Genomic DNA, 23877 nt, shown 5'->3' with positions numbered 1-23877 from the left:
CCGTCGACCCCGTCAGCCCCCGTCGATGAGCGGGGTCAGGCAGCGGCGGACTCGCCGTCCTCGGGGATGCTGACCAGCCAGCGGGTGTCCTGCCGCGGCCGCAGGTACAGCGCCCAGTAGAGCGTGGCCACGGCGGTGATCCCGCCGGTCCACAGCAGGTACTGGGTCTCCTGCTGGGTCAGGATGTACGCGAGTACGGCGATCAGCACGATCGGCACCGCCGGCCACAGCGGCATCCGCCAGGCACCCACCTCGCGGTGCGCGCCGCGCCGGGCGAACAGCGCGGCCACCGCGACCAGCAGGTACATGCCGGTCACCGAGACGCCCGTGACCCCGTACAGGGTGTCGAGGTTGACGAAGCACAGCGCCGCACCCGGGACGCCGACGAGGAGCGTGGCCACCCACGGGGAACCGAAGCGGCCGAGCTTGGACAGCGCGTGGTTGACCGGCTCGGGCCACGCCTTGTCACGGGCGGAGGCGAACAGCACCCGGGAGTTCTGGATCACCATGACGATGCCCGCGTTGATGATGGCGAGGGCGACGCAGAGGCTGACGAAGGTGCCGACGGCCGAGTTGGACCAGGCGGTGACCATGCCGCCGAGGTCGCCCTCGGTCAGCGCGGAGAGGTCGGGGGCGCCGACGGTGATGGCGATGACCGGGATCAGGATGACGGCCGTGGAGATGGCGAGGGTGGCGAGCACCGTGCGGGCGACGTTGCGCCGCGGGTTCTCGAGTTCCTCCGACAGGTAGACGGCGGTCGAGAAGCCCTGGGTGATGAACAGGGCGATGGCGAGCCCGGAGACGACCATCATCGCGGTCACCGTGGACGTACCGCCGCCCTCGGCCGCGACCGTGCCGTGCACGAGCGCACCGGTGCCCCGCTCGCTGTGCGCGAAGCCGAGTACGGCGACCAGCGCGGCGGCGACGACCTCCAGCACCAGGAAGATGCCGGTGATCCAGGCGTTGGCCCGCAGGTCGAGAAGGCCGGCGAGGGTGGCGAGTAGCATCACGCCGCCGCCCGCGACCGGGGCCGGTATGTGCACGATCGGCGCCAGGTAGTCGGCCGTACCCATGGCGATCACGGGCGGCACGATCATCACGACCAGGAGCGAGAGTACGAACACCAGCCACCCGGCCAGCCGGCCCGCCAGTGTCGACACCATCGCGTACTCGCCGCCGGCGCTGGGGATCAGGGTGCCGAGCTCCGAGTAGCAGAACGCGACGCCGATGCAGAGCAGCGAGCCGATGGCGATCGTGAGGGCCGTCCACGTGCCGAGGCTGGCGAACAGGTCGGGCACGACGACGAACAGGGTCGATGCGGGCGTCACGCACGAGAGCGTCAGCAGTGTGCCGCCGACGACGCCGATGGAACGCTTGAGCTTCTGGGGGACGGGCCCGGTGGCGGGCGCGAGGGCCTGAGGGGCGCTGATCGTTTCAGACATCGGTGCGGGGTTCCGATCGGCAGGTGCGGTGAGCTGAGGTGCGGGAGCGGTATCGCCTCCGAGGCGGTGGTGAGCAGAGTGGTTCAGTGGCTCCCGGGCCGATATCGAATCCCTGCGAGATCCGCAGGTCAATAGCAGCTCTCCTGCGGATTCCATCGTTCCGCCCCGCTGCGGCAGGCCTACGACGGTGTTAAGACCGCGTAAATGCTGCACAGAGTCCGGGTGCGGGAACCGCAGCGGAGCGCGGGCGAATTTTCTTCCGCTTTGCCGACATGTACCCGCGCCGACACCACCTGCCCAAGGAGTGGGCACCCGCAAAGCCTTCCGGGTCAGGCGTTCGCGGAAGGCTCAGGCGCTCGCGGAAGGCCGGCCGGCCGTACGCAGGGCCAGCAGCAGGGCGATGTCGTCCGGCCGGTCTGCGGAATTCCCCGCCTCGGTGACCAGCCGGTCGGCCGTCTCCGTCAGCGGCGACGGCCGGGCCGCGGCCAGCGCCGCCCGCAGCCGCTCCACGCCGAGGTCGATGTCCGCTCCCGCCTCCTCGACCAGCCCGTCCGTGTACAGGGCGAGCATCGCGCCCTTCGCCAGCCGCAGCTCCGTCACCGGGTACGTGGCACCCATGTCGATGCCGAGCACCACCCCGCCCGGCAGGTCCAGCACCTCGGCCCGCCCGTCCGCGTGGCGCAGCAGCGGCTGCGGATGCCCGGCCCGGACGGCCCGTGCCCGGCCCGTCACCGGGTCGAGCAGCACGTAGCAGCAACTGGCGAACTGGCCGGGGTCCAGGCCGATCAGCAGCCGGTTGGTGCCCGCCATCACCTCGTCCGGCGAACTGCCGGCGAGGGTGAAGGCCCGTACGGCGCTGCGCAGTTGCCCCATGGTCGCGGCCGCCGCCACCCCGTGCCCCTGGACGTCCCCGATGACCAGCGCCAGCAGGCCGTCTCTCGTCTCGATCACGTCGTACCAGTCGCCGCCCACGTCCATGCCGACCGTGCCGGGCAGATACCGGGCCACCGTGTCCACGGTGCGGCTCACCGGCAGCCGGTGCGGCAGCAGCGCCGCCTGCAGTCCGCGGGCCATCGCCGCCTCGGAGTCGTAGCGCTGCGCCCGCTCCAGGGCCTGCGCGATCAGCCCGGCCAGCGCGGTCAGCACCGTACGCTCCTCGGGGCTGAAATCGCGGGGCACGTCGAAACCGAGGATGCACGAGCCCACGGGCGTCCCCGAGGCGATCAGCGGCAGGAACGCGCGGGCCCCGACATGGGCGTCCAGCGGGATTCCCGGGTAGGCGGCCGCCAGGTGCTCCATCGACTCGAAGAACATCGGTCGGCCCGAGGTCAGGGTCTCCACGCCCGGCAGGCGGACATCGAGCCCCACTCCGTCGAAGCGGTCCAGGAAGCCCTGCGGGAAGCCGGTCTCCCACGCCAGGTGCAGATGCCGCTCGTTGAGCAGGTAGATCGCCAGCTGTCGGCCGCCGAAGGCGGGCAGCAGCTCCTGGGTGACCACCGCCGACACCTGGCGGGCCGTGACCGCCTCCGTCAGCGCGATCGCGAGGGCCACCGGCCGGTACAGGGCCGAAGCACGGTCGGCCGGCGAACCCGGGCCCGCGTCCGGCCGGACCACCGACCCGGGTGCACCGGGTGTGTAGGCGGGCTGTTCGGCGGAGCCGATCGTGACCGTCACCCCGTCGGGGCTCGGGTACAGGCCGACCGCCAGCCAGTCCCCGGGCTGCTGGCGGCCGCGCTGGGCCGGGAAGCGCACCGGCTCGCCGGACATGAAGACCGCCCGGAAGTTGTCCTCGTACGCCGGATGGCCGAGCCAGGGCAGGGCCTCCCACAGCACCCGCCCGCGCAGCTCCGCCGCGCCGAGGCCGAGCAGGGTGGCGGCAGCGGTGTTGATGTAGCGGATCCTGCCCTCGCGGTCCACGGACAGCACCGCCTGTGTGAGCCGCTCCACGGCCTCGCGGGCACCTTGGGCCCGGGCGGGCGACGGTACGCCGATCGGATCGCCGCTCCAGAGCACCGGGTCCCCGGCCGCGGTGAGCGCGGTGAGCTCCCGGGCCAGCTCGTCGGCGGCGGCGCGCAGCCCTTCCCGGTCGGCGGCGTCGACCCGGACCCCTGGGGTTGAGGGGCGCAGGACGAAGAGCACCCCGAACCGCTCCGGCCCGGCGATGACCGGCTCGTACAGGGAGCCGAACGGAAACGGCAACCCGGCCGCCATCTGCGGGAACCGCTGCATGGTCGCCTCCGCGTCGGGCAGGTGCACCGGCTGTCCGGAGCGGTAGGCCTCGGCGACCGGGTACGGGCGGTTCACGTGTATCCGCCACCACGGGCGGAACAGCCGTCCCGGCAGCCCCGTGACCACGGACAGCAGCAGCGGTCCCTCGGCGCCGGAGCGCAGGTAGACCCCGCCCGCAAACCCGCCGACGGCCTGCACCGCATCGACGGAGGCCCGTGCGAGCACCCGGGCCGTGGCGTCTTTGGCGGGGCCGCTGTCCGCTCTCGCCGTCACACAGTCAGCATGCGCTCCCCACGCCGAACGGTGCATCCCGGAGTCCGCAGCCCGCGCCACGCCGTCGGCCCGGCCCACGCCGTCGGCCCGGCCCACGCCGTCGGCCCGGCCCACGCCGGGCTGCGCGGCTGCGCCCGCGAACTGCTCCCGGCGGGCGCCGGACACCCCGTACGCCGTACGCACTGACCCGAACGCCTCCCCCATCGGGGGGACGGGCCGCCGCACGCGCCCTCGCCGGCCGCGCTCCGGGGCACGATACGCACGCGTCCCACCCCGCCACGGAAGGCAGAGCATGCGGTTCCAGTACGACAGCATCGGCGAGCGCATCGTGGAGTCGAAGACCACGGCGGCCTTCTCCGCGGCCGACACCCACACCCTGCTCGGTGCGCTCGACGCGCTCGGCGGGGTGCGGGGGCTCGACACCCTCGACCTGGCCTGCGGATACGGCTACAACACGCGGCTGCTGGCCCGCGGCGGGGCCCGCCGGACGGTCGGCGTGGACAGCTCCGAGGAGATGATCCGCCTGGCCCGGGCGCACGGCGTACTCGACGCGGACAGTGCGTCCGGTGTGCACGGGGTGGACGGGGTGGACGGCGGGGTACGTGTCGCCGGAGCCGGCAGAGCACCGTCCATCGGGGCCGCGCGCATCGAGGCCACGCCCATGGAAGCCGCGCCGGCCGGGGCAGCGTCCGCCGGGGCACCGTCCGCGCACGCCGCGCAGATCGAAGCCGCGACCATCAAAGCCGCGCAGAGCGAGGCCGCGCGCATCGAGGCCGCGCAGATCGAGGCCGCGCCCATGGAAGCCGCGCCTATCGAATACGTGGTCGCCGACGCCGTCAAGCTGCCGCAGATGGGCCCCTTCGACCTGGCCACCGCCGTGTACCTGTTCAACTACGCCACCGACCGGTCCGCCCTGCACGCCATGTTCCGGTCCATCCGGGCCAACCTGCGCGACGGCGGCCGGCTGCTGGCCATCGTGCCCAACGCCGGCGCGTACCCGAACGTCGACTGGTCGCCGTACGGGCTCCGGATCGTCGACCGCGTCCACGAAGGCGACGCGCCGCTGCTGAAGGCGCAGTTCCTGACCCAGCCCTCGGTGGACTTCGAGTTCCGCGAATGGGCGCACGCCGACTTCGCCGAGGCCGCGGTCGAGGCGGGCTTCTCCACGGTCGGCTGGCAGCCGAACCGGACCCCGCCCGCCGACGGCGCCCGGGACGAGGCGTACTGGACCGCCTACCGTGCCTGGCCGATCAGCTCGCTGATGACCTGCACGGCGTGACGGCCCACCGCACGGCCCGCCCCAAGGCCCGGCTCACGGACCGGCCCACGGACCGTCGGCCGGCCCGGCCGGCCGTCACTCGTCGGCGGCCGACCTGATCAGCTCCACGATCCGGTCCCGGGCAGCCCGCCCCTCCGGCACCGGCAGCAGCGGGTACCCGTGCGGCAGCCCCGGCTCCTCGTGGAACTCCACCTCGATCCCGTCCGCACGGGCCCGGCGCAGCAGCTCCCGGCTGTCGGTGGTCAGCACGTCCCGGGTGCCGGTGAACACCGTCAGCGGAGCCAGCCCCGCGAAGGAGCCGTGCAGGGGGCTGACCTGCGGGTCGTCGGTGGCCAGGGTGCCCGCGTACAGCCGGCCGGCCTCCAGCAGCCCCGGACGGGCCTGCACCGGGTCGGCCGCCTCGATGGCCGCCTGGTCCGGGTGGCTCATGGTCAGGTCCAGCCAGGGCGAGATCAGCACGATCCGCGACGGCTGCGCCCCCGTACGGTCGCGCAGCCGCTGGGCGGCGGCCAGCGCCATCCCGGCTCCCGCGGCGTCCCCGATGAGCACGGTCCCGCCCGCCTCGCCGCTCGCGATCAGGCCGCTCAGCAGGTCCGCGGCCACCGGAACCGTCCGGTCGGCGGTGCCGCGCGGGGCCAATATGTACGCCGGTACGACGACGCGGGCCTGCGCCTCCGTGACCAGGGTCCGGATCATCGCCCAGTGCGGCCGGACCAGCTCGTTGATGTACCCGCCGCCGTGCACGTACAGCACCTGGGCCGCAGGCTCGACCCCGCGCGGCGAGGCGTCGTACACCGGCCAGGCACCGACGAAGGTGCGGGAGACCTCGGCGACCCGGCCCAGCGAGCGCGGCGGCAGGTGCGACGCCGGCCGGCGGGCCGACTCGGCCACCCGCGCGCGTACCGCCTCGGCACTCGCGAACCGTCTTCGCCGTCCCGCCGCGATCAGCGCGACCGAAAGCGCTCTGCTGCGCAGACTCGGCACGCCCCTCACCTCCCCATTCCCTGCCCCGGCCGCAGGCCCCTGCCCAGGCCACAGCCCTTCACGTGAGGAGCATAGGCGTGAAGCTGGGCTGTCGACCCGCTTAAGAAATCCTCGATGGACTGATCACCTCCGCGCTCGGCAGATTGGTCCCTGTCGATACGTCGCACCCGCCCCGGTGGTTGCAACGTCCCCTCCGCATGCCTGGAGCCACCCCCATGAAGGCACTCGTCAAGCACAAGGCCGAGCCCGGGCTGTGGCTCATGGACGTTCCCGAGCCCGAGTACGGCCCCGGCGACGTGCTGATCAAGGTGCTGCGGACCGGTATCTGCGGTACCGACCTGCACATCCGCTCGTGGGACGGCTGGGCGCAGGGCGCGGTCAAGACCCCGCTCGTGCTCGGCCACGAGTTCGTGGGCGAGGTCGCCGCCCTCGGCGCTGACGTCCAGGACATCGAGATCGGCGCGCTGGTCAGCGGCGAGGGCCACCTGGTGTGCGGCAAGTGCCGCAACTGCCTGGCCGGGCGCCGCCACCTGTGCCGCAGCACGGTCGGCCTCGGCGTCGGGCGCGACGGCGCCTTCGCGGAGTACGTCGTTCTGCCCGCGCAGAACGTGTGGGTGCACCGGACCGCGGTGGACCTGGACGTGGCGGCGATCTTCGACCCGTTCGGCAATGCGGTCCACACGGCGCTGTCGTTCCCGCTGGTCGGCGAGGACGTGCTGATCACCGGCGCGGGCCCGATCGGGATCATGGCGGCGGCCGTCGCCAAGCACGCCGGTGCGCGCAACGTCGTGATCACCGACGTCAGCCCCGAGCGCCTCGAGATCGCCCGCAAGGCCGGCGCCACGCTCGCGCTCGACGTCTCGAAGGCGACGATCGCCGACGCGCAGGCGCGGCTGGGCCTGCGCGAGGGCTTCGACATCGGCCTGGAGATGTCCGGCCGCGCCGAGGCCATGCGCGACATGATCGACAACATGACGCACGGCGGCCGGATCGCCATGCTGGGCCTGCCCGCGCAGGAGTTCCCGGTGGACTGGGCGAAGGTCGTCACCTCGATGATCACGATCAAGGGCATCTACGGCCGCGAGATGTTCGAGACCTGGTACGCGATGACGGTGCTGCTCGAAGGCGGGCTCGACCTCAGCCCGGTCATCACCGGCCGCTACTCGCACCGCGACTTCGAGGCCGCGTTCGACGAGGCGGCCACCGCCCGCAGCGGCAAGATCATCCTGGACTGGACGGCGTAGACGGCCCGGCCGTCTCCTTTCGCTCCGTCTTTCACCCCGCTTTCACCTCGTCTTTCACCGCCTTTTTCACGGCGTCCCGCCCTGTCTCACGGCGTCCCGCCCCGTCTCGCCCCGTAGACCATTTCCCTCCGGCCGGGCCCCGCCCACCCTCCCCCCTCCGCGGGGCCCGGCCCCCTCCTTCCTCTGCCACCGCCGCACCAGGAGAAAGCGAGCACCGCACCATGTTCGAGACCGTCCGCGAGGACCTCCGCACCACCCTCGACGAGATCCGCGCCGCGGGCCTGCACAAGCCCGAGCGCGTCATCGGCACCCCGCAGAGCGCGGCCGTCGCGGTGACCGCCGGCGGCGCCCCCGGTGAGGTCCTCAACTTCTGCGCCAACAACTACCTGGGCCTGGCCGACCACCCCGAGGTGGTCGCGGCCGCCAAGGACGCGCTGGACCGGTGGGGCTACGGCATGGCCTCGGTCCGCTTCATCTGCGGTACGCAGGAGGTGCACAAGGAGCTCGAGGCACGCCTGTCCTCGTTCCTCGGCCAGGAGGACACGATCCTCTACTCCTCCTGCTTCGACGCCAACGGCGGCGTCTTCGAGACCCTGCTCGGCGCCGAGGACGCGGTGATCTCCGACGCCCTCAACCACGCATCGATCATCGACGGCATCCGCCTGTCCAAGGCCCGCCGCTTCCGGTACGCCAACCGCGACATGGCGGAGCTCGAAGCCCGCCTGAAGGAGGCCACCGAGGGCGGCGCCCGCCGGAAGCTGATCGTCACCGACGGCGTCTTCTCCATGGACGGCTACGTCGCCCCGCTCGCCGAGATCTGCGACCTGGCCGAGCGCTACGACGCCATGGTCATGGTCGACGACTCGCACGCCGTCGGCTTCGTCGGCCCCGGCGGTCGCGGCACGCCGGAGCTGCACGGGGTCATGGACCGCGTCGACATCATCACCGGCACCCTCGGCAAGGCCCTCGGCGGCGCGTCCGGCGGCTACGTCGCGGCCCGCACCGAGATCGTCGAGCTGCTGCGCCAGCGCTCGCGCCCGTACCTCTTCTCCAACTCCCTCGCCCCGGTCATCGCCGCCGCCTCCCTGAAGGTGCTGGACCTGCTGGAGTCGGCCGGTGACCTGCGCGAGCAGCTCGCCGCCAACACCTCGCTCTTCCGTACGAAGATGACCGAGGCCGGCTTCGAGATCCTCCCCGGCGACCACGCCATCGCCCCGGTGATGATCGGCGACGCGGCCGAGGCCAGCAGGATGGCCGAACTGCTGCTGGAGCGCGGCGTGTACGTGATCGGCTTCTCCTACCCGGTGGTTCCCATGGGCGCGGCGCGGATCCGCGTCCAGCTCTCGGCGGCCCACTCCACGGCCGACGTGGAGCGCGCGGTCGCCGCCTTCGTCGACGCCCGGGCGGCGCTGGCGGCTTCCGGGGCCTGACCGGTGCGGGCGGCCTGGGCGGCCTGACCGGCCTGACCGGCCTGGGCGGCCTGGGCGGCCTGCTCCACCTGCTCCACCTGCGAGAATGGTGGGGTGATCGACCCCCGCCGGCTGCGCATTCTGCGGGCCGTGGCGGACCACCGTACGGTGACCGCCGCGGCCGCAGCCCTGTACCTCACCCCCTCCGCCGTCTCGCAGCAGCTCGCGGCGCTGGAGCAGGAGACCGGGCACGTGCTGCTGACCCGCAGCGGCCGGGGAGTACGGCTGACCGCGGCGGGCGAAATCCTGCTCGGGCACGCCCACGAGGTCCTCGCCCAGCTGGAGCGCGCCGAAGCCGAGCTCGCGGCCTACGCGGGAGGCGCGGCGGGCGAGGTCACGGTGGCCGCCTTCGCGACCGGTATCGCCGAGGTCCTCGCCCCGGCCATCGCCCGCCTCGCCCGGGAGCACCCGGGCATCCGCCTGCGCGTCCGGGACGCGGAGGGCGACCAGAGTCTGCCGCTGCTGCTGGACGGCGAGGCCGACCTCGCGCTGGCGGTCGAGTACCGCGGCGCCCCGGGCGCCGACGACGGCCGCCTCTCGGTCCTCCCGCTGTACGCGGAGCCCTTCGACGCCGTGCTCCCCTCGGGACACCCCCTGGCCGTGCTCCCCGAGGTACCGCTGGCGGACCTCTCCGACTCGGACTGGGTGGGTCAGTATCCCGGGAACCCGTGCCATGACGTGACCCTGCTCGCCTGTGAATTCGCGGGCTTCCAGCCCCGGTTCGTGCACTCCTCGGACGATTTCCGCGCCGTGACGGCACTGGTGGGCGCCGGGGCGGGCGTGGCCCTGGTACCGCGCTCGGCGCTGCGGGGGATGGACCTCAAGGAGGTCCAGGTCCGCCCGGTATCGGGCTCGGCGCCCACCCGCAGGGTCTTCGCGGCAACCCGCCGCGGCGCGGAATCCCACCCCCTGATCGCCCCGGTCCTGGCGGCCCTGGGCCACGAAGCGGGCCGGCTGCCGCCGCACTGAGGGGACGAGGCCGCGGGGGCGGGTGTTGGCGGGACCGACACGGCCGCCCACCCCCGGCCGACCGGGGGCGGGGGCGGGACCGGCACGGTCGGTGTCGGCCAGCCGGTGGAGTGTCCGGGGGCGTCCCGTCAGTCCACTGTCCTTCCGGTGCGGTCCGGGCCGTCAAGGGCGCTCCTTCGTCGCGTCGCTTCGCGATGTCGCTGCGCTCCACCCTTGACTGCCCGGCCCACCCCGGAAAGACGAAGACTGCCGGGAAGCCCCCGAAGGATGGCCGGGAGGTTCGGATCCAGGGACGGGCCCGTCAGAGATGCCGCCCGGCGGCTCCCCGTCGTCCGGAGCCGGCCCACCAGGACCACCGTCCCGGACCGGTGCCGGGGGCGCGGGGAGGGGAAGGCTCCCTCAAGGGCCCATACGTCAGACGTTCCGGGTCCGGGCGGGGTCGAGCCGCACCAGGCAGCGATGAGATGACCATGTAGTGCGCGGTGGGCCCGTGGACGCGTCAGATCGCTACGTGCTTCGCCCGGTTTGGCGTCCGGCGGCCGTCTGTGGCCGCTCATAAGCCGCCCACGATCGCTACAGACGTCCCCCACGACGCGAGTGCGGGTTGTTTGTTCCGTTTTGGTAGCCGGTTGGGGGGTGAATGATCACCTCTCGGAGTGTGAGGCCGAGAAATCCGTCATCCGACTCCATCTGGACCCCTCCTGGCCTCAGATCGCCCGCAGGTGCCCGTCGGCGACCCTGCGCGACCCCCATGCGGCCCCGCAGGGGCCAAAACCCGTCGGGCCTTCCGGTGCCGAGGCGGCAGGGCGCCACTCGGCCCATCCCCGCCGCGCAGGCCGTTTCGCGGAGCGCGCCTCCGGGCGCCCCGCCGCCCCGGTCCTGTTCCGTGTGCCACCCCCGCCCTGCCGGCCCAGACCCCGAAACCCCCGCGCCCCTAAACCCTTCGTACCTCCACCCCCGCCGCCTCGAATTCCGCTGCCACCGCGTCCGGGAGGCCCGTGTCCGTGACCAGGACGTCCACCGACTGCGTCGGGCAGATGCGGGCGAAGGCGCGGACCGCCAGTTTGCTGGAGTCCGCCGCGATGACCACCCGGCGGGCCCGTTCGCACAGCAGGCGGTTCATCGCGGCCTCGTCCTCGTGGCGGGTCGCCGCGCCGTCGGTCGGGTCGAACGCGTCCACGCCGACGACCGCCGTGTCCATCGTCAGCTGGCCCAGGACCTGCTGCGCCAGCGGGCCGGTCAGCTCGTACGACTGGGGGCGGGCGACCCCGCCCGTCAGGACGATCTTGAACTGCGGCCTGATGACGAGCTCGCCCGCGATGTTGAGCGCGTTGGTCACCACCGTCAGCGCCGGCGAGCCCGACGCGAGGTCCGGGCGGCCGGCCAGGGCGCGGGCGACCTCCGTGGTCGTCGTGCCGCCGGTCAAGCCGATCACCTCGCCCGGGGTGATCAGCTCCGCCACCGCCTTGCTGATGCGCTGCTTCTCGGCGGCGCGGCGGGACGTCCGGTAGCGCAGGGGGAGTTCGTACGAGACGCCGTGCACCACCGCCCCGCCGCGCGTGCGGACCAGCAGCTGCTGCTCGGCGAGCTGGTCGAGGTCGCGGCGGATGGTCGCGGCGGACACGCCGAGGGTCTGCGCGGCCGGCTCGACCTCCAGCTCGCCCCGCTCCACCAGCAGATCCAGCAGCGTCTGCCAGCGCTCCTTGCGGGTCATGGACCCCACGGTGATCGACCCCCTCGCGTGTGCTCCGACGGGTCTCCGCCGGGTGCTCCATTGGCCTACGCGTCGACATTAACTCAGCAGATCAACCCCGAGATGCTTGAAGTTGCGCGAAACGGCCCGCTACCTTGCAGGAAAACGCACAGATGCACAGACAATGCACCCACCGGGCCAGGGAGCCGCCATGAGCCACGTCGCGTACGAGTTGGGCACGCAGCCCGAGTGCTGGGAGCGGGCCGCCGAACTGGCCCCGGCCCAGCGGGCGGTGCTGCCGCAGCCGGGGGAGCGTACCGCGATCGTCGGGTGCGGGACCTCGTACTACATGGCCCAGGCCGCCGCCGCCCTGCGCGAGGAGGCGGGTCAGGGGGAGACCGATGCCTTCCCCGCCTCGGAGTTCCCCCGGCACCGCCGCTACGACCGGGTCGTCGCGCTCACCCGGTCCGGCACCACCACCGAGGTGCTGGACCTGCTGGCCGGGCTGCGGGACGCCGGAGTGCGCACGACCGCGGTCATCGGGGATCCGGCGACCCCGGTGATGACCCTCGCCGACGAGCTCGTCGTCCTCGACTTCGCCGACGAGCAGTCCGTCGTGCAGACCCGCTTCGCGACCACCGCCCTGACCCTGCTGCGCGCCCACGTCGGCCGGCACACCGCCGCCGCTGTAGCCGACGCCCGCACCGCCCTCGCCGAGCCGCTGCCCGAACAGGCGGCGAGCCGCGGGCAGTTCACCTTCCTCGGCCGCGGCTGGAGCGTGGGCCTCGCCAACGAGGCCGCGCTGAAGATGCGCGAGGCCTCCCTGTCCTGGTCCGAGTCGTATCCCGCGATGGAGTACCGGCACGGGCCGATCAGCGTCACCGGGCCCGGCACCCTCACCTGGTCGCTCGGCGAAGCCCCCGAAGGGCTCGCCGAGCAGGTGCGGGCCACCGGCGGCCAGTGGGTGGCCGGGCGGCTCGACCCGCTCGCCGAGCTGGTACGGGTCCACCGGCTGGCGATCGCCGTCGCGGCCCACCAGGACCTGGATCCGGACCAGCCGCGGAATCTGACCCGCTCGGTGATCCTCACCGCCGGTGAGGAGGCGGTCCGATGAGCCTCGTGCCTGCCGGGACGCTCGTCCTGGATGCGGCCGCCGCGGGCCGCGCCGTCGCCGCGTTCAACATCATCACCCTCGAGCACGCCGAGGCCGTCGTCGCAGGGGCGGAACGGGCGGGCCTTCCGGTCATCCTGCAACTGAGCGAGAACGCCGTGAAGTTCCGAGGCGGGCAGCTGCTGCCCATCTCGCGCGCCGCTGCCGCGTGTGCGGAGGCCGCCGGGATCCCGGTCGGCCTGCACCTGGACCACGTCAAGAGCCCCGACTTGCTCCGGCAGGCCGCGGACGCCGGGTTCAGCTCGGTGATGTACGACGCCGCGCAGCTCCCGTACGCGGAGAACCTGGAGGCCACCCGCTCCGCGGCCGACTGGGCGCACGCCAACGGGCTGTGGGTCGAGGCCGAGCTGGGCGAGGTGGGCGGGAAGAACGGCGCCGCCCCCCTCGACCCGCACGCGCCCGGTGCCCGGACGGATCCGGACGAGGCCCGCCGGTTCGTGGCCGACTCCGGTGTCGACGCGCTGGCCGTCGCGATCGGCAGCAGTCACGCGATGACCAGCCGCACCGCCGCGCTGGACCACTCGCTGCTGGCGCGGCTGGCCAAGAACGTGGACGTGCCGCTCGTGCTGCACGGCTCCTCGGGCCTGCCGGACGCGGAGCTCGCGGCCGCGGTGGCGGGCGGCATCCGCAAGGTCAACATCGGTACCGCGCTGAACCTGGCCATGACCGAGGCCATCCGCACCCACCTGACCCCGGCGGACCCGCGCCCGTACCTGACGGCCGCCCGGACGGCGATGGCGGCGACGGCCGCGGCGATGATCACCGCGCTGAACTGACCGTGGGGCACGCCAAGGGGTGTAAATGCCCTGGACAACAGGGAAGCAAAACCACCCTTTCCGGTGGCGCGGAAGAACCGTTTGATCATGCTCGGCGACCCCTAGCGTGATCACCGTCGCCTTCCGCGTCGCCGTCCGAAAGGGATCACCCCATGCGTCTCCGCACCGCCGTGGTCGCTGCCGCCAGCGCCCTCACCCTCCTCATCGCCGTCCCCGGCTCGGCCAGTGCCGCCACGGGCGAGTTCGAGTACTCCTACGTCGGTCTGGACGGGCAGCCGCGGCAGGAGCGGCTCTTCGACCCGGAGAGCGACGAGTGCGTCGTCATCCCCGAGGCCGCGGACCCGAACTCCTCCGAGCCGGCCTTCTCCCCGCGCAACCGGACCAACGCCGTCGCCCGGGTATTCACCGAGGCCGACTGCACGGGCGACCACTTCGACCTGCGCGCGTTCACCGGCCGCGGCTCGGAGCGGCTGAAGCTGCGCTCGGTGGTCTTCCTTCCCTGACCGGGCCCGCGAGGGTCAGCGGGGGGTGAGCCGGGCCTGGTGGCAGGTGAGGGAGTGCCACCGGGCCCGGTCCGGTGTCGCGCCCCGGTCCAGGGTGCGGCGGGCCTCGATCGCGGTGACATGGCGGTCGGTGGACAGGCACAGGAGGACGAACAGGCCGGTGTGCGCGGCCTCGACGCTCTCCTCGTAGTACCACTCGGCCGTGACGGTCCGCCGGCCGGCCAGGAAGGGGCGCTGCAGGAAGTCCTGTACGTCGAGGGGGAAGTGCCCGAGCACCCCCTGATCCTCGGGCGGGTCCAGGACCAGCTGCTCCACCGGTGCGCCGGGCCGGCCGGGCAAGGCCGAGCCGCCCGCCTGCGGCGGCCGTCCGCCGAACGAACGGCTCCGCAGCGACCCCGGATCCACCCGGACCCGCTCTCCCCGGTGCTCCTCCGGCCTGCCGTGCGGCCGGCAGCGCTTTGGCGAAACGGGTCAGGGCCTCGGGGTCGGCCGGTGAGATCTCGCTGATCCACCGGGGACTGCGGGACAGCCCTCAGCCCGGCGACCCTTCCGGATTCTTGGAACAGGTTCTACTCTGCCCTGCGCCAGCGACGGACGGACCGCAAGACACCCGGAGGGGCCGTGCACCTCGAATACACGCCAGAGCAGCAGCAGTTGCGCACCGAGCTGCGCGCCTACTTCGCCGAGTTGGTTCCTGAGGACGGCTACGCCCGCTACGAGGACCCGGCCGCCCAGAAGCGCTTCTACCGGGAGACCATCCGCCGGCTCGGGGCCGACGGCTGGCTCGGGGTCGGCTGGCCCAAGGAGTACGGCGGCCGCGGGATGACTCCGATGGACCAGTTCATCTTCTTCGACGAGGCCGCGCAGGCCGTCGTACCGCTGCCGCTGATGGCGCTCAACACCGTCGGGCCGACCATCATGCAGTTCGGCACCGACGAGCAGAAGGCGTACTTCCTGCCGAAGATCCTGGCCGGCGAGATCGACTTCGCCATCGGCTACAGCGAGCCGGACGCCGGCACCGACCTCGCGGCACTCAAGTGCAAGGCCGTCCGCGAGGGCGACGAGGAGACCGGCACGTACGTGGTCAACGGGCAGAAGATCTGGACCACCAACGGCGACACCGCCGACTGGGTGTGGCTCGCCGTCCGCACCGACCCGCAGGCCCCGGCGCACAAGGGCATCACCATGCTCCTCGTGCCGACCTCCGACCGCGGCTACTCCTGCACCCTGATCAACACCCTCGCCTCGCACGACACCACCGCCAGCTACTACGAGAACATCCGGGTCCCCGCGAGCCGCCGCGTCGGGCAGGAGAACAAGGGCTGGCGTCTGATCACCAACCAGCTCAACCACGAGCGCGTCACCCTGGCCGCCCACGGCACCATGGCCATCCGGGCCCTGCACGACGTGCAGCGCTGGGCCGCCGGGACCAAGCTCGCGGACGGCCGCCGGGTCATCGACCTCTCCTGGGTCCGCGGCCGCCTGGCCCGCACCCACGCCCGGCTCGACGCGATGAAACTGCTCAACTGGCAGATGGTGGGTGCCGTCCAGGACGGCACCCTGACCCCGCAGGACGCCTCCGCCGTCAAGGTGTACGGCTCCGAGGCCCGCAGGGACGCGTACGCCTGGCTGATGGAGGTGGTCGGCGCCGCCGGCTCTCTCAAAGACGGCTCCGCCGGCGCGGTCCTGCACGGCGAGCTGGAACGCGGCTACCGCAGCGCGGTCATCTTCACCTTCGGCGGCGGCAACAACGAGATCCAGCGCGAGATCATCTCCTGGATCGGCCTGGGCATGCCCCGCGTCCGCCGCTGAGCGAGTGCGACCAGGAGTTGTGGCCGGCGCGAGGGATGGACAGGTGGTTTCGGTGGCGGCCGTCGGATTTACGACGGCGGCGTCGCGGTGGCCCTGAGGTCGCAGTGCACGCTGACGACGCCTTCGACCGCTCGGGCCAGGCGGGTGGCGAGGGGTGATGAGGGTCGCCTCGCGGACCTCGCCGGCAAGGGCGACGACCCCGCCGGTGACGGTGACCCTGATGCCTTGGTGCGATACGGGGAAGAGTCGTTCGACGACCTCGCGGCGCACCTCGGGCGGCGAGTTCGTCGTCGGGGCGCAGGAATACCTTGAGGCTCCCCCTGTCCCAGGGGCTCCGGGAGGGCCGCGCGGTGCATACCGCCGGGTCCATCCGGCCCGGGTCGGCGGACCGGGACGCCCTCCCCGACCGGGGCACCGCGGCCGTCCGGCCCGGCTTGCGGTCGATCCGGTCACGGAGGGTTTCGGACGCTGACTCCTCGCCGCTGACTCCTCGCCGTGGACGAGGCACCGGTGCCAGGAGCCGCAGTGGTCCGGTGGGCGTGGGTGACGACCACGGCGTGGATGCCGGACGCGTCGCAGGGCAGCTTCCCCCGGTTGCGCCGTCGCTGGTCCGCGAAACCCTGGAAGAGCCCGCAGACGACGAGGATCCGGGCGTGGTCGCTCCCGACCTTCACCCTCCACGCGGGATCCCGCCGCCGGGAGGGGCCCGACGGGCCCCGGCTGGGGGCCGTCGGGCCCATGCGCACCACGCCCGCCGGGCGAGCCTGACGGTGACCCGTACTGGACGAGATCAGGAAGAGGAGGGCGACGTCATGAACCTCAAGGTGGCGCTCGGCGGCCCCCAGCACAACACCGTGACCGTGCAGACCCCGGGGAAGTGACCATCATGCCCAGAACCGCTCGCAAGTCGTCCGCCGCCCAGGAAGCCGGACATACGGACCTGGGGCGGCGGATCGCCGCCCGGCGCACAGAGCTCGGCCTCTCCCGCGAACAGGTGGGCAGCCGCTGCGGGGCGGACGCCTCGTACGTCGCCTACCTGGAGGAGAAGGCCGCGAACCCGGGCGCCGGTTCGCTCGTACGCCTCGCCGACGCGCTCGAAACCACCGTCGCCGAACTGACCGGCGCCACCACCGAACAGCCGCCCGGCCGGGGAACCGCCTGGCTGGACTCCGAACTCGTCGCGCTCGGCGAGGCCGAGTGCCGTCGGCTGCTGTCCACACACGGCATCGGCCGCGTCGCGATCTTCACCCCGGAAGGCCCCGGCATCTTCCCGGTCAACTACGTCGTCGCCGGGAACGAAATCGCCTTCCGGACCTCCGGGGAAGCGCTGCTCGCCCGCGCGGCCGGCACCGAGGTCGCCTTCGAGGTCGATCACATCGACGACGCGATGAAGCAGGGCTGGAGCGTCCTGGCCGTCGGTGAAGTAGTCGGCGTCACCGACGGCGAGGCCATACAGAGGCTTGACGCCGTCGCGCGCTCCCTGCCCTGGGCGGGCGGACCGCGCACGCACTGGATGTCGGTCACTCCCGTTCGGATCACCGGTCGCCGTGTGGCGCATCAGTGAAGCCGGTCCGGGCCGTCGTCTTCGACACCGACGGAGTGCTGCTCGACTCGGCCGTGCTGCACGCGGCCGCGTGGAAGACTGCTTTTGACGGCTGCCAGGAGACGTGGGCCTGCGGCGGAGAGCGGCAGCGGCCCTTCGACGCGGACCAGGAGTACCGGGAACTGGTCGACGGCAAGTCCCGCTACGACGGGGCCCGGGCCTTCCTGACCGCCCGGGGCATGGACCTGCCCTCGGGTACACCCGCTGATGAGCCGGGCTGCGCAACGGTGTGGGCGGTCGCCGCCCGCAAGGAGAGGGCCTTCACGGAGATCCTGCGGACCCGGGGCGCCCAGCCGTTCGCCGACGTGGAGCCCGCACTCGGCGCTCTGGCCTCGGCGGGCGTGCGATGCGCTGCCGTCTCGGCTTCCCGGCACGCCCGTTCCTTGCTGGAGGCGGCCGGGCTCCTCGGGCTGTTCGAGCTCGTGGTGGACGGAACCGATGCCGCCCGTCTCGCCTTGCCGGGCAAGCCCGACCCCGCCGTGTTCCTGGAAGCCGCCCGGGGCCTGGGGGCCGAGCCCGCCCGTACGGCCGTGGTGGAGGATGCTCTCGCCGGCGTGGACGCAGGCCGACGCGGCCACTTCGGCCTGGTCGTGGGCATCGACCGCACGGGGAAGCCCGGCGGAGGTCCGGCCTTGCTCGAGCACGGCGCCGATGTGGTGGCCGCCGATCTGAGCACCTTGCCCGGGCTGATGTCACGAGCCCGGCCATGACCGCCATGCCCTCCACCTGGACCTGGGAGCACGACGCGTACGACCCGAGGACGGAACGGGTGGTGGAGGCCCTGTGCACGCTCGGCAACGGCAGGTTCGCCACCCGGGGCGCCGCTCCGGAAGCATCCGCCGACGCGGTCCACTATCCGGGCACGTACGCGGCCGGATGCTACGACCGCCTCGTCTCCGAGGTGGCAGGGAAACAAGCCGACAACGAGGACATGGTCAACCTGCCCAACTGGCTGCGGCTGCGCTACCGCTGTCTCCCCGACGGCGCCCCACCAGGGGACTGGCTGACCCCGGACGCACGAGGGCTGCGCCACTACCGGGTCGTCCTCGACCTGCGCACGGGGATACTCAACCGGCGCATGGAGTTCAGGGACGGGAGCGGACGCCGGCTCGGCGTCACGCACACCCGGATCGTCCACATGGGCGACGCGCACCTGGCCGCGCAGCGGACCACATTCCACGCGTACGGGTGGAGCGGGCAGATCGAGGTGGAGGCGATCCTCGACGGCGACGTGGCCAATGCAGGCGTCGCGCGGTACCGGGATCTCGACGGACGCCACCTCACCGGTCACCGCTGCGGAGTCGGGCCGGACGGCGTGGCGTGGCTGTCCTGCCGGACCTCCTCGTCGCAGATCGGCATCGGACTGGCGGTCAGGACCACGACGCAGCCGCTCGTCCGCGGCCGGAACAGCTGCACGGCCACCGCAACGGTCCAGACGTACCGGCTGCCACTCACTCGCGACCGCCCCACCACGGTCGTGAAGACGGCGGCCCTTTACACCTCCCTGGACCGGCCGTCCGGCGACCCGCCCTCCCTCGCGGTCGCCGACGTCGCAGGGGCACCCGCGTTCCCCGCCCTCCTCGCCACCCACCGGGCCGCATGGGAACGACTGTGGAGCCAGGGCGAGTTGCGCGTCCCGGGCGAAGCGGGCCGGATTCTGCGACTGCACCTCTTCCACGTCTTGCAGACGCTCTCCCCGCACACCGCCGAACTCGATGCGGGCGTGCCCGCGCGGGGCTTGCACGGGGAGGCGTACCGCGGCCACGTCTTCTGGGACGAGCTCTTCGTCATGCCCTACATCACCCTGCACTTCCCGGAGGTGGCCCGGGCCCTGCTCATGTACCGCCACCGGCGCCTGCCGGCCGCCCGGGCCGCTGCCCGCCGTGCCGGTGCCCGGGGCGCGATGTTCCCCTGGCAGAGCGGAAGTTCGGGACAGGAGGAGACACAGTCCCTGCACCTCAACCCCCGTTCGGGCCGCTGGCTTCCCGACCACTCGCATCTCCAGCGGCACGTCGGATCGGCCGTCGCCCTGAACGTCTGGCGGTACGGGTACACCACCGGGGACACCGGCTTCATGCACGGACCCGGTGCGGAGCTGCTGCTGGAGATCGCCCGCTACTGGGAGGGCGCCGCCTCGTACGACGACGCGTACGGGCGATACCGGATCCGAGGCGTCCTGGGCCCGGACGAGTACCACGACGCCTACCCCGGCGCAGCCCTCCCCGGTATCGACGACAACGCCTACACCAACGCGACCGCCGCGTGGGTCCTGGCGCGCGGCCTCGAACTGATCGACGGCCTTCCGGCCTCCCGCCGGGAGGAACTCCTCGGCAGCCTGGACCTCAACGGAGAGGCACTCGACCGGTGGGAGGACATCTCCCGTCACCTGTACGTACCCTTCCACTCCGGTGTCATCAGCCAGTTCGAGGGCTACGGCGAACTGGCCGAGCTGGAATGGGAGGCGTACCGCGCCCGCTACGGCGACATCCGCCGGCTCGACCGGATCCTGGAGGCCGAGGGCGACACCGTCAACCGCTACCAGGCGTCCAAGCAGGCCGACGCGCTCATGCTCGGCTACCTCTTCCGGCCGGCCGAGCTCCACGAGCTCTTCGCCCGCCTCGGCTACCGTCTGGACGACGCGGGGTGGCGGGCGACCGTCGCCTACTACCTCCGCCGGACCAGCCACGGATCGACGCTCAGCAGCCTGGTCCACGGCTGGGTCCTCGCCCGCCAGGGCGGGGCGGATGCCTGGCGGTACTGCCAGGAGGCGCTGCTCAGCGACGTGACCGACATCCAGGGCGGGACGACCGGCGAGGGGATCCACCTCGGGGCGATGGCCGGCACCCTCGACCTCGTCGAACGAGGCCTCACGGGCCTGGAAGCCGGGGCCGAAGGACTCCGCATCGACCCGGTACCGCTCCGGGAGATCCCGCGCCTGTCGTTCACGTTCTGCTACCGGGGTCACCACGGCATCCGCATCCGGCTCCTCGCAGGGCGCCTGGGCGTGACGGTTCCCGACGGGCCTCATGGCCCGATCCCGCTGATCCTGCCCGGCGACCGCCACGTCACCGTGGCTCCCGGCGAGCAGCACTGGTTCCGCTCGGCCCCCGGCTGACCCTCCCGGTGGGCCCCCACCTCGGTGCGTCCGGGCGTCCGGGCGTCCCGGCGTCCGGTGCGTACGGAGAGTTTCCGGGTGGACGCGGACCGCGCGGCAGGGCCGATGGCCGGCTCGACCGCGTATGCGAAGAGGGCCGAATGGCCCCGGCAGGGCCCCGATGGCCCATGCGGCAGGGCCGCCCTGTGGCGGACAGTGGAACCGACCCGGTCACCGGGGAATCACCGCCACCGGCTGACCGTTTCGTTCGCGTTTATCCGGTGCGGAGGTATGCCATGTTCCACACCAGCTCGCCCAACCCACTGCGCCGAGCTGCCGATCGCATACGTACCGGCTGGCACGCGGCTCTCATCCTCTCGCTGCTCGTCGCGATCGCCTGTGGCGCGACGGCCGGCCTGGCCACCTGGCACGCGGACAGCCGCGCCGCGCAGGAGCAGGCCGTACACCGGCACCGGATCACCGCCACGACGCTCACCGATGCCGAACGCAGACCGGGCGGTCGTGTGTCCGGTGTTCCCGGAGCCACGGCGCAGGCCGCTTGGCGGTTCCCCGCAGCCACCCGCCACACCGCGATGCTCGCGGTGCCCGTGGGTACCGCCTCCGGTAAGCCGGTGCGGGTCTGGGTGGACGATGCGGGCCGGGAAGCCCCGGCCCCGCGCGCCGGCAGCGACATCGCTCTGTCGGCCGTTGCCGCCGGGATCTGGACCGGAGGTCTGATCGCCGTCTGCGCCGTGGGTGTGGTCCACCTCGGGCTGCGCAGGCTCGATGCCCGCGCCCTCGACGCATGGGAACGCGAATGGGAACGGGTCGAGCCCCGTTGGTCCGGACGGACGCGCAGCGGACCGGGAGCCGACGACGACTGAATCGGCCACCCGCACCACCCGGTCGGATTGCGGTCTGTCTTTCGGCCCCCGCCATTGCGTCAGCCGTCCGGGGATCTGGAAGGGCGATGCCGGCGCTTCGGTGCCGTTGGGCGTGACCCCGCCGAACGGCCCTGATCGATCGAGAAGGAGCGATCCCGGCTTGTGTCGTCGCTTCGCCAGGCCTATGGGCTGATATCTGGTAAGTCGTCCAGATTTCTGGATCGGCATCAGGAGAAGCTCATGGCACGAAGATTCACGGCGTTGCTCGTCGCCGCCGGACTGCTCGCCGCCGCGCTGGGCATGGCCGCCCCGGCCCAGGCCGGTACCCGCCACCGGCAGCTCGACGTCGCGACGTACAACGTCTATCAAGGCGCCGACCTCACCCCTCTCTTCACGGCACCCACCCTGCAGGAGCTCGTCCGGCGAGCCGGAACCGCCTACGGCCAGGTGGTCGCCACCGACTTCCCGGCCCGTGCCCGGGCGATCTCCCGCCTGATCAAGAAGGAGCGGCCCGAGGCCATCGGCCTGCAGGAGGTCGCCCTGTGGAAGACGGGCCCGCTGGGCGGCCCGCTCACCACCACCTACGACTTCCTGGACACCATGCTCAGCGCGCTGCGCGAGGTGGGGCTCAACTACCGGGCGGCCGCCGTCGACACCACGTTCAGCGGCGCGCTGCCGATCAGCGCCACCACGCAGGCGAGTTTCACGGACCGGGACGTGATCCTCGTACGCGACGGAGTCCGGGTCACCAACCCCCAGTCGCACCTCTACACGGCGAAGCTCGTCGTCCCGACCCCGTCCGGTATCACCTTCACCATCCCGCGCGGCTGGTCCGCGGTGGACGTGAAGCTCGAGGGCAAGCCGGTACGGGTGGCGAACACGCACTTGGAGCCCGTGGTGCCCGCCATCCGCAACGCCCAGGGGCAGGAGCTGCACGCCGCGCTGGCGCAGTCGCCGTACCCCGTCGCCGCGGTCGGTGACTTCAACTCCCTGCCGGTGGACACGACCGGCCCGTACGGCACGTTCACAGGCGGCGGCTACAAGGACGCCTGGCACACGGTCCACCCCGCGCAAGACGGATTCACCGCAGCCCAGGACCCCGCCCTCACCAACGTGCCGTCCCGGCTGGACCACCGCATCGACTACGTCTTCTACCAGCCCGGCCGGCTGTCGGCGGTGGTCGCCCGCGTGATCGGGGACAGACTGCGCGACCGCACACCGACAGGACTGTGGCCGTCCGATCACGCCGGTCTGGTGGTACGCCTGCGTCTCTGACCGCCGGTAGGAACTCGGGGCCGGCCAACGCGACGAGAAAGCCGAGGCCGGAGGCCGGTACCGACCGGCTCGGCCTGCCACGCCGGCCTCGGCCGAGAGCTCGGCATGCCGGATGACGACAGCCCGCCACGACGCCGGCATCGAACGGCGCGCCCCGTACGAGCCGGCTCGCAGTCAGACGACGGTGAGCACGTCCTGCGCCGGGCGCCGTGGGGTTGCCGGGCCCTCGGGGCCGTAGCCGAGGCGGATGACCATGTGGACGTGGCCCATCGCGCCGCTCGGGTCGCGGACCGCCCAGCGCAGTTCGGGCCACTCCAGCGGCTGCGAGGTCATGGAGGTGACGAGGCCGTCGAGCGTGGCCTGGAGCAGGACGCGCTGGAGCGCCTGGCCGGCCTGCATCCAGTCCGTCGGGGTGTCGCCCGAGGTGCCGAGCAGGGCGATGTGCGGGTGCTTCTCGAAGGAGGCCGACTCGCGGTCCGGATCCGGGCGCCACGCGCCGAAGTCCCGTACGGGCGCGCTCATGCCGGACTGCCGCGGGCCGAAGGCGTACGCGGGGATCCCCTCCGTGGCGGGCCCTTCGCCGGGCGCGCCGGTGCGGGTCCACGTGGCGGTCTCGTCGCGCAGCCCGGAGTTCGCCGCCTCTCCGTACTCGGAGTCGTGCACGAGATCGAGTACGGCCTCGGTGTGCCAGGCGTCCGGCAGGATCAGCTTGCAGCCTTCGAGGAGGGCGGCGGCGCGCAGCCCGTCCTGGACGGCGGCCGGGATCTCCTCGTCGGTGAAGGGGAAGCGGCTGGTGTGCCGGCGGCGCAGGGCGGGGTGGAAGGCCGCGAGGTCACGCTCCGGCGCAGCCGGTTCCCGGAGGTGTACTTCGGCCAGGAACCAGGGGTCGTCCGCAACGGGCAGGATCCGGACGGCCGGCTCCCATCCCGCCTGTACGGCGGCCACCCTGAGGTTGAACAGGGCGGCGGCGCAGCCCAGATGGAGCGCCCGGTGGTTCGGATCGGCGTGCGGCATCGTGCGTGAGGAGTCGCCGTGCAGTTCGATCGTGCCGCTGCCCTGCCGGAAGATGAACTTCCAGGGCTGGGCGTTGTGCATGGAGGGTGCGGTGGCGGCGTCCTCGATCAGCGATATGACGGCCGAGGCGTCGAGGGGCTGTGCGGACATGATCGGGTCCTGT

The 23877-nt window shown here is 72.6% G+C and carries 20 protein-coding genes; 14 read left to right on the top strand and 6 right to left on the bottom strand.

Features of this window, described 5'->3' with window-relative positions; genetic code table 11:
- Positions 1-35: 35 nt before the first annotated feature.
- On the bottom strand, positions 36-1442 hold the full coding sequence (locus AB0I68_RS18990) for an APC family permease (protein ID WP_363178462.1): 1407 nt from the start codon (positions 1440-1442) through the stop codon (positions 36-38).
- 348 nt (positions 1443-1790) lie between these two features.
- A complete protein-coding gene (locus tag AB0I68_RS18985; RefSeq protein ID WP_363178520.1) occupies positions 1791-3980 on the bottom strand; it encodes a SpoIIE family protein phosphatase in 2190 nt (729 codons plus the stop codon).
- Here AB0I68_RS18985 and AB0I68_RS18980 point away from each other — a divergent pair.
- Both AB0I68_RS18980 and AB0I68_RS18975 read left to right on the top strand, forming a co-directional pair.
- Complete coding sequence (locus tag AB0I68_RS18980; RefSeq protein ID WP_363178524.1) at positions 3954-4130, top strand: hypothetical protein; 177 nt, start codon at positions 3954-3956, stop codon at positions 4128-4130. The two genes, AB0I68_RS18985 and AB0I68_RS18980, sit on opposite strands and share 27 nt — an antisense overlap.
- A gap of 106 nt (positions 4131-4236) precedes the next feature.
- The gene (locus tag AB0I68_RS18975) at positions 4237-5223 is read left to right on the top strand and encodes a class I SAM-dependent methyltransferase (protein ID WP_363178461.1); all 987 of its coding nucleotides are present in this window, start codon (positions 4237-4239) and stop codon (positions 5221-5223) included.
- Between the two features lie 75 nt (positions 5224-5298).
- On the opposite strand, the gene AB0I68_RS18970 is transcribed toward AB0I68_RS18975, so the two are convergent.
- Positions 5299-6207 carry an alpha/beta hydrolase gene (locus AB0I68_RS18970; protein ID WP_363178460.1) on the bottom strand — a complete coding sequence of 303 codons (909 nt, stop codon included), beginning with the start codon at positions 6205-6207 and terminating at the stop codon, positions 5299-5301.
- 215 nt (positions 6208-6422) lie between these two features.
- Here AB0I68_RS18970 and tdh point away from each other — a divergent pair, with 215 nt between their 5' ends.
- The 3 genes from tdh to AB0I68_RS18955 all read left to right on the top strand — a co-directional run bounded on the left by tdh (position 6423) and on the right by AB0I68_RS18955 (position 9889).
- Entirely contained in the window at positions 6423-7451 is a 1029-nt protein-coding gene (tdh, locus tag AB0I68_RS18965; RefSeq protein WP_363178459.1) for an L-threonine 3-dehydrogenase, read from the top strand.
- A gap of 221 nt (positions 7452-7672) precedes the next feature.
- Entirely contained in the window at positions 7673-8881 is a 1209-nt protein-coding gene (locus AB0I68_RS18960) for a glycine C-acetyltransferase (RefSeq protein ID WP_363178458.1), read from the top strand.
- 93 nt (positions 8882-8974) lie between these two features.
- Complete coding sequence (locus tag AB0I68_RS18955) at positions 8975-9889, top strand: LysR substrate-binding domain-containing protein (RefSeq protein WP_363178457.1); 915 nt, start codon at positions 8975-8977, stop codon at positions 9887-9889.
- 934 nt (positions 9890-10823) lie between these two features.
- On the opposite strand, the gene AB0I68_RS18950 is transcribed toward AB0I68_RS18955, so the two are convergent.
- Complete coding sequence (locus AB0I68_RS18950; protein WP_363178456.1) at positions 10824-11603, bottom strand: DeoR/GlpR family DNA-binding transcription regulator; 780 nt, start codon at positions 11601-11603, stop codon at positions 10824-10826.
- A 190-nt stretch (positions 11604-11793) separates the two neighbouring features.
- On the opposite strand from AB0I68_RS18950, the gene AB0I68_RS18945 reads away from it, so the two are divergent.
- The 3 genes from AB0I68_RS18945 (at position 11794) to AB0I68_RS18935 (ending at position 14032) form a co-directional block, all read left to right on the top strand.
- Positions 11794-12696, top strand: coding sequence for an SIS domain-containing protein (locus tag AB0I68_RS18945; protein ID WP_363178455.1), 903 nt, complete (start codon positions 11794-11796; stop codon positions 12694-12696).
- Positions 12693-13529: a class II fructose-bisphosphate aldolase gene (locus tag AB0I68_RS18940; RefSeq protein WP_363178454.1), complete on the top strand. Its 837-nt coding sequence runs from the start codon at positions 12693-12695 to the stop codon at positions 13527-13529. The genes AB0I68_RS18945 and AB0I68_RS18940 overlap by 4 nt, the downstream gene beginning before the upstream one ends.
- A gap of 152 nt (positions 13530-13681) precedes the next feature.
- Positions 13682-14032, top strand: coding sequence for a hypothetical protein (locus tag AB0I68_RS18935; RefSeq protein WP_363178453.1), 351 nt, complete (start codon positions 13682-13684; stop codon positions 14030-14032).
- Between the two features lie 15 nt (positions 14033-14047).
- Here the strand turns inward: AB0I68_RS18935 and AB0I68_RS18930 are convergent, their stop codons facing one another.
- A complete protein-coding gene (locus tag AB0I68_RS18930) occupies positions 14048-14437 on the bottom strand; it encodes a hypothetical protein (protein ID WP_363178452.1) in 390 nt (129 codons plus the stop codon).
- A gap of 216 nt (positions 14438-14653) precedes the next feature.
- Here AB0I68_RS18930 and AB0I68_RS18925 point away from each other — a divergent pair, with 216 nt between their 5' ends.
- The 6 genes from AB0I68_RS18925 to AB0I68_RS18900 all read left to right on the top strand — a co-directional run bounded on the left by AB0I68_RS18925 (position 14654) and on the right by AB0I68_RS18900 (position 22700).
- Positions 14654-15844 carry an acyl-CoA dehydrogenase family protein gene (locus tag AB0I68_RS18925; RefSeq protein WP_363178451.1) on the top strand — a complete coding sequence of 397 codons (1191 nt, stop codon included), beginning with the start codon at positions 14654-14656 and terminating at the stop codon, positions 15842-15844.
- An 886-nt stretch (positions 15845-16730) separates the two neighbouring features.
- Positions 16731-17408, top strand: a complete 678-nt coding sequence (locus AB0I68_RS18920) for a pyridoxamine 5'-phosphate oxidase family protein (protein WP_363178450.1) — start codon at positions 16731-16733, stop codon at positions 17406-17408.
- Positions 17405-18157 (top strand): HAD-IA family hydrolase, encoded by a 753-nt coding sequence (locus tag AB0I68_RS18915; protein WP_363178449.1) that lies wholly within the window; start codon positions 17405-17407, stop codon positions 18155-18157. Before AB0I68_RS18920 ends, AB0I68_RS18915 begins: the two co-directional genes overlap by 4 nt.
- Before the next feature lie 5 nt (positions 18158-18162).
- Positions 18163-20562 carry a glycosyl hydrolase family 65 protein gene (locus tag AB0I68_RS18910; protein ID WP_363178518.1) on the top strand — a complete coding sequence of 800 codons (2400 nt, stop codon included), beginning with the start codon at positions 18163-18165 and terminating at the stop codon, positions 20560-20562.
- A 275-nt stretch (positions 20563-20837) separates the two neighbouring features.
- A complete protein-coding gene (locus AB0I68_RS18905) occupies positions 20838-21425 on the top strand; it encodes a hypothetical protein (RefSeq protein WP_363178448.1) in 588 nt (195 codons plus the stop codon).
- A 240-nt stretch (positions 21426-21665) separates the two neighbouring features.
- The gene (locus AB0I68_RS18900) at positions 21666-22700 is read left to right on the top strand and encodes an endonuclease/exonuclease/phosphatase family protein (RefSeq protein ID WP_363178447.1); all 1035 of its coding nucleotides are present in this window, start codon (positions 21666-21668) and stop codon (positions 22698-22700) included.
- Positions 22701-22874: 174 nt separating this feature from the next.
- On the opposite strand, the gene AB0I68_RS18895 is transcribed toward AB0I68_RS18900, so the two are convergent.
- The gene (locus AB0I68_RS18895) at positions 22875-23864 is read right to left on the bottom strand and encodes a nitroreductase (protein WP_363178446.1); all 990 of its coding nucleotides are present in this window, start codon (positions 23862-23864) and stop codon (positions 22875-22877) included.
- Between the last annotated feature and the right edge of the window lie 13 nt (positions 23865-23877).

It is taken from the genome of Streptomyces sp. NPDC050448, assembly GCF_040655295.1.
In the GTDB taxonomy this organism is placed as follows: domain Bacteria; phylum Actinomycetota; class Actinomycetes; order Streptomycetales; family Streptomycetaceae; genus Streptomyces.
Note: the sequence above shows the minus strand (reverse complement) of the source record. Positions and strands in the feature narration are given on the sequence as shown.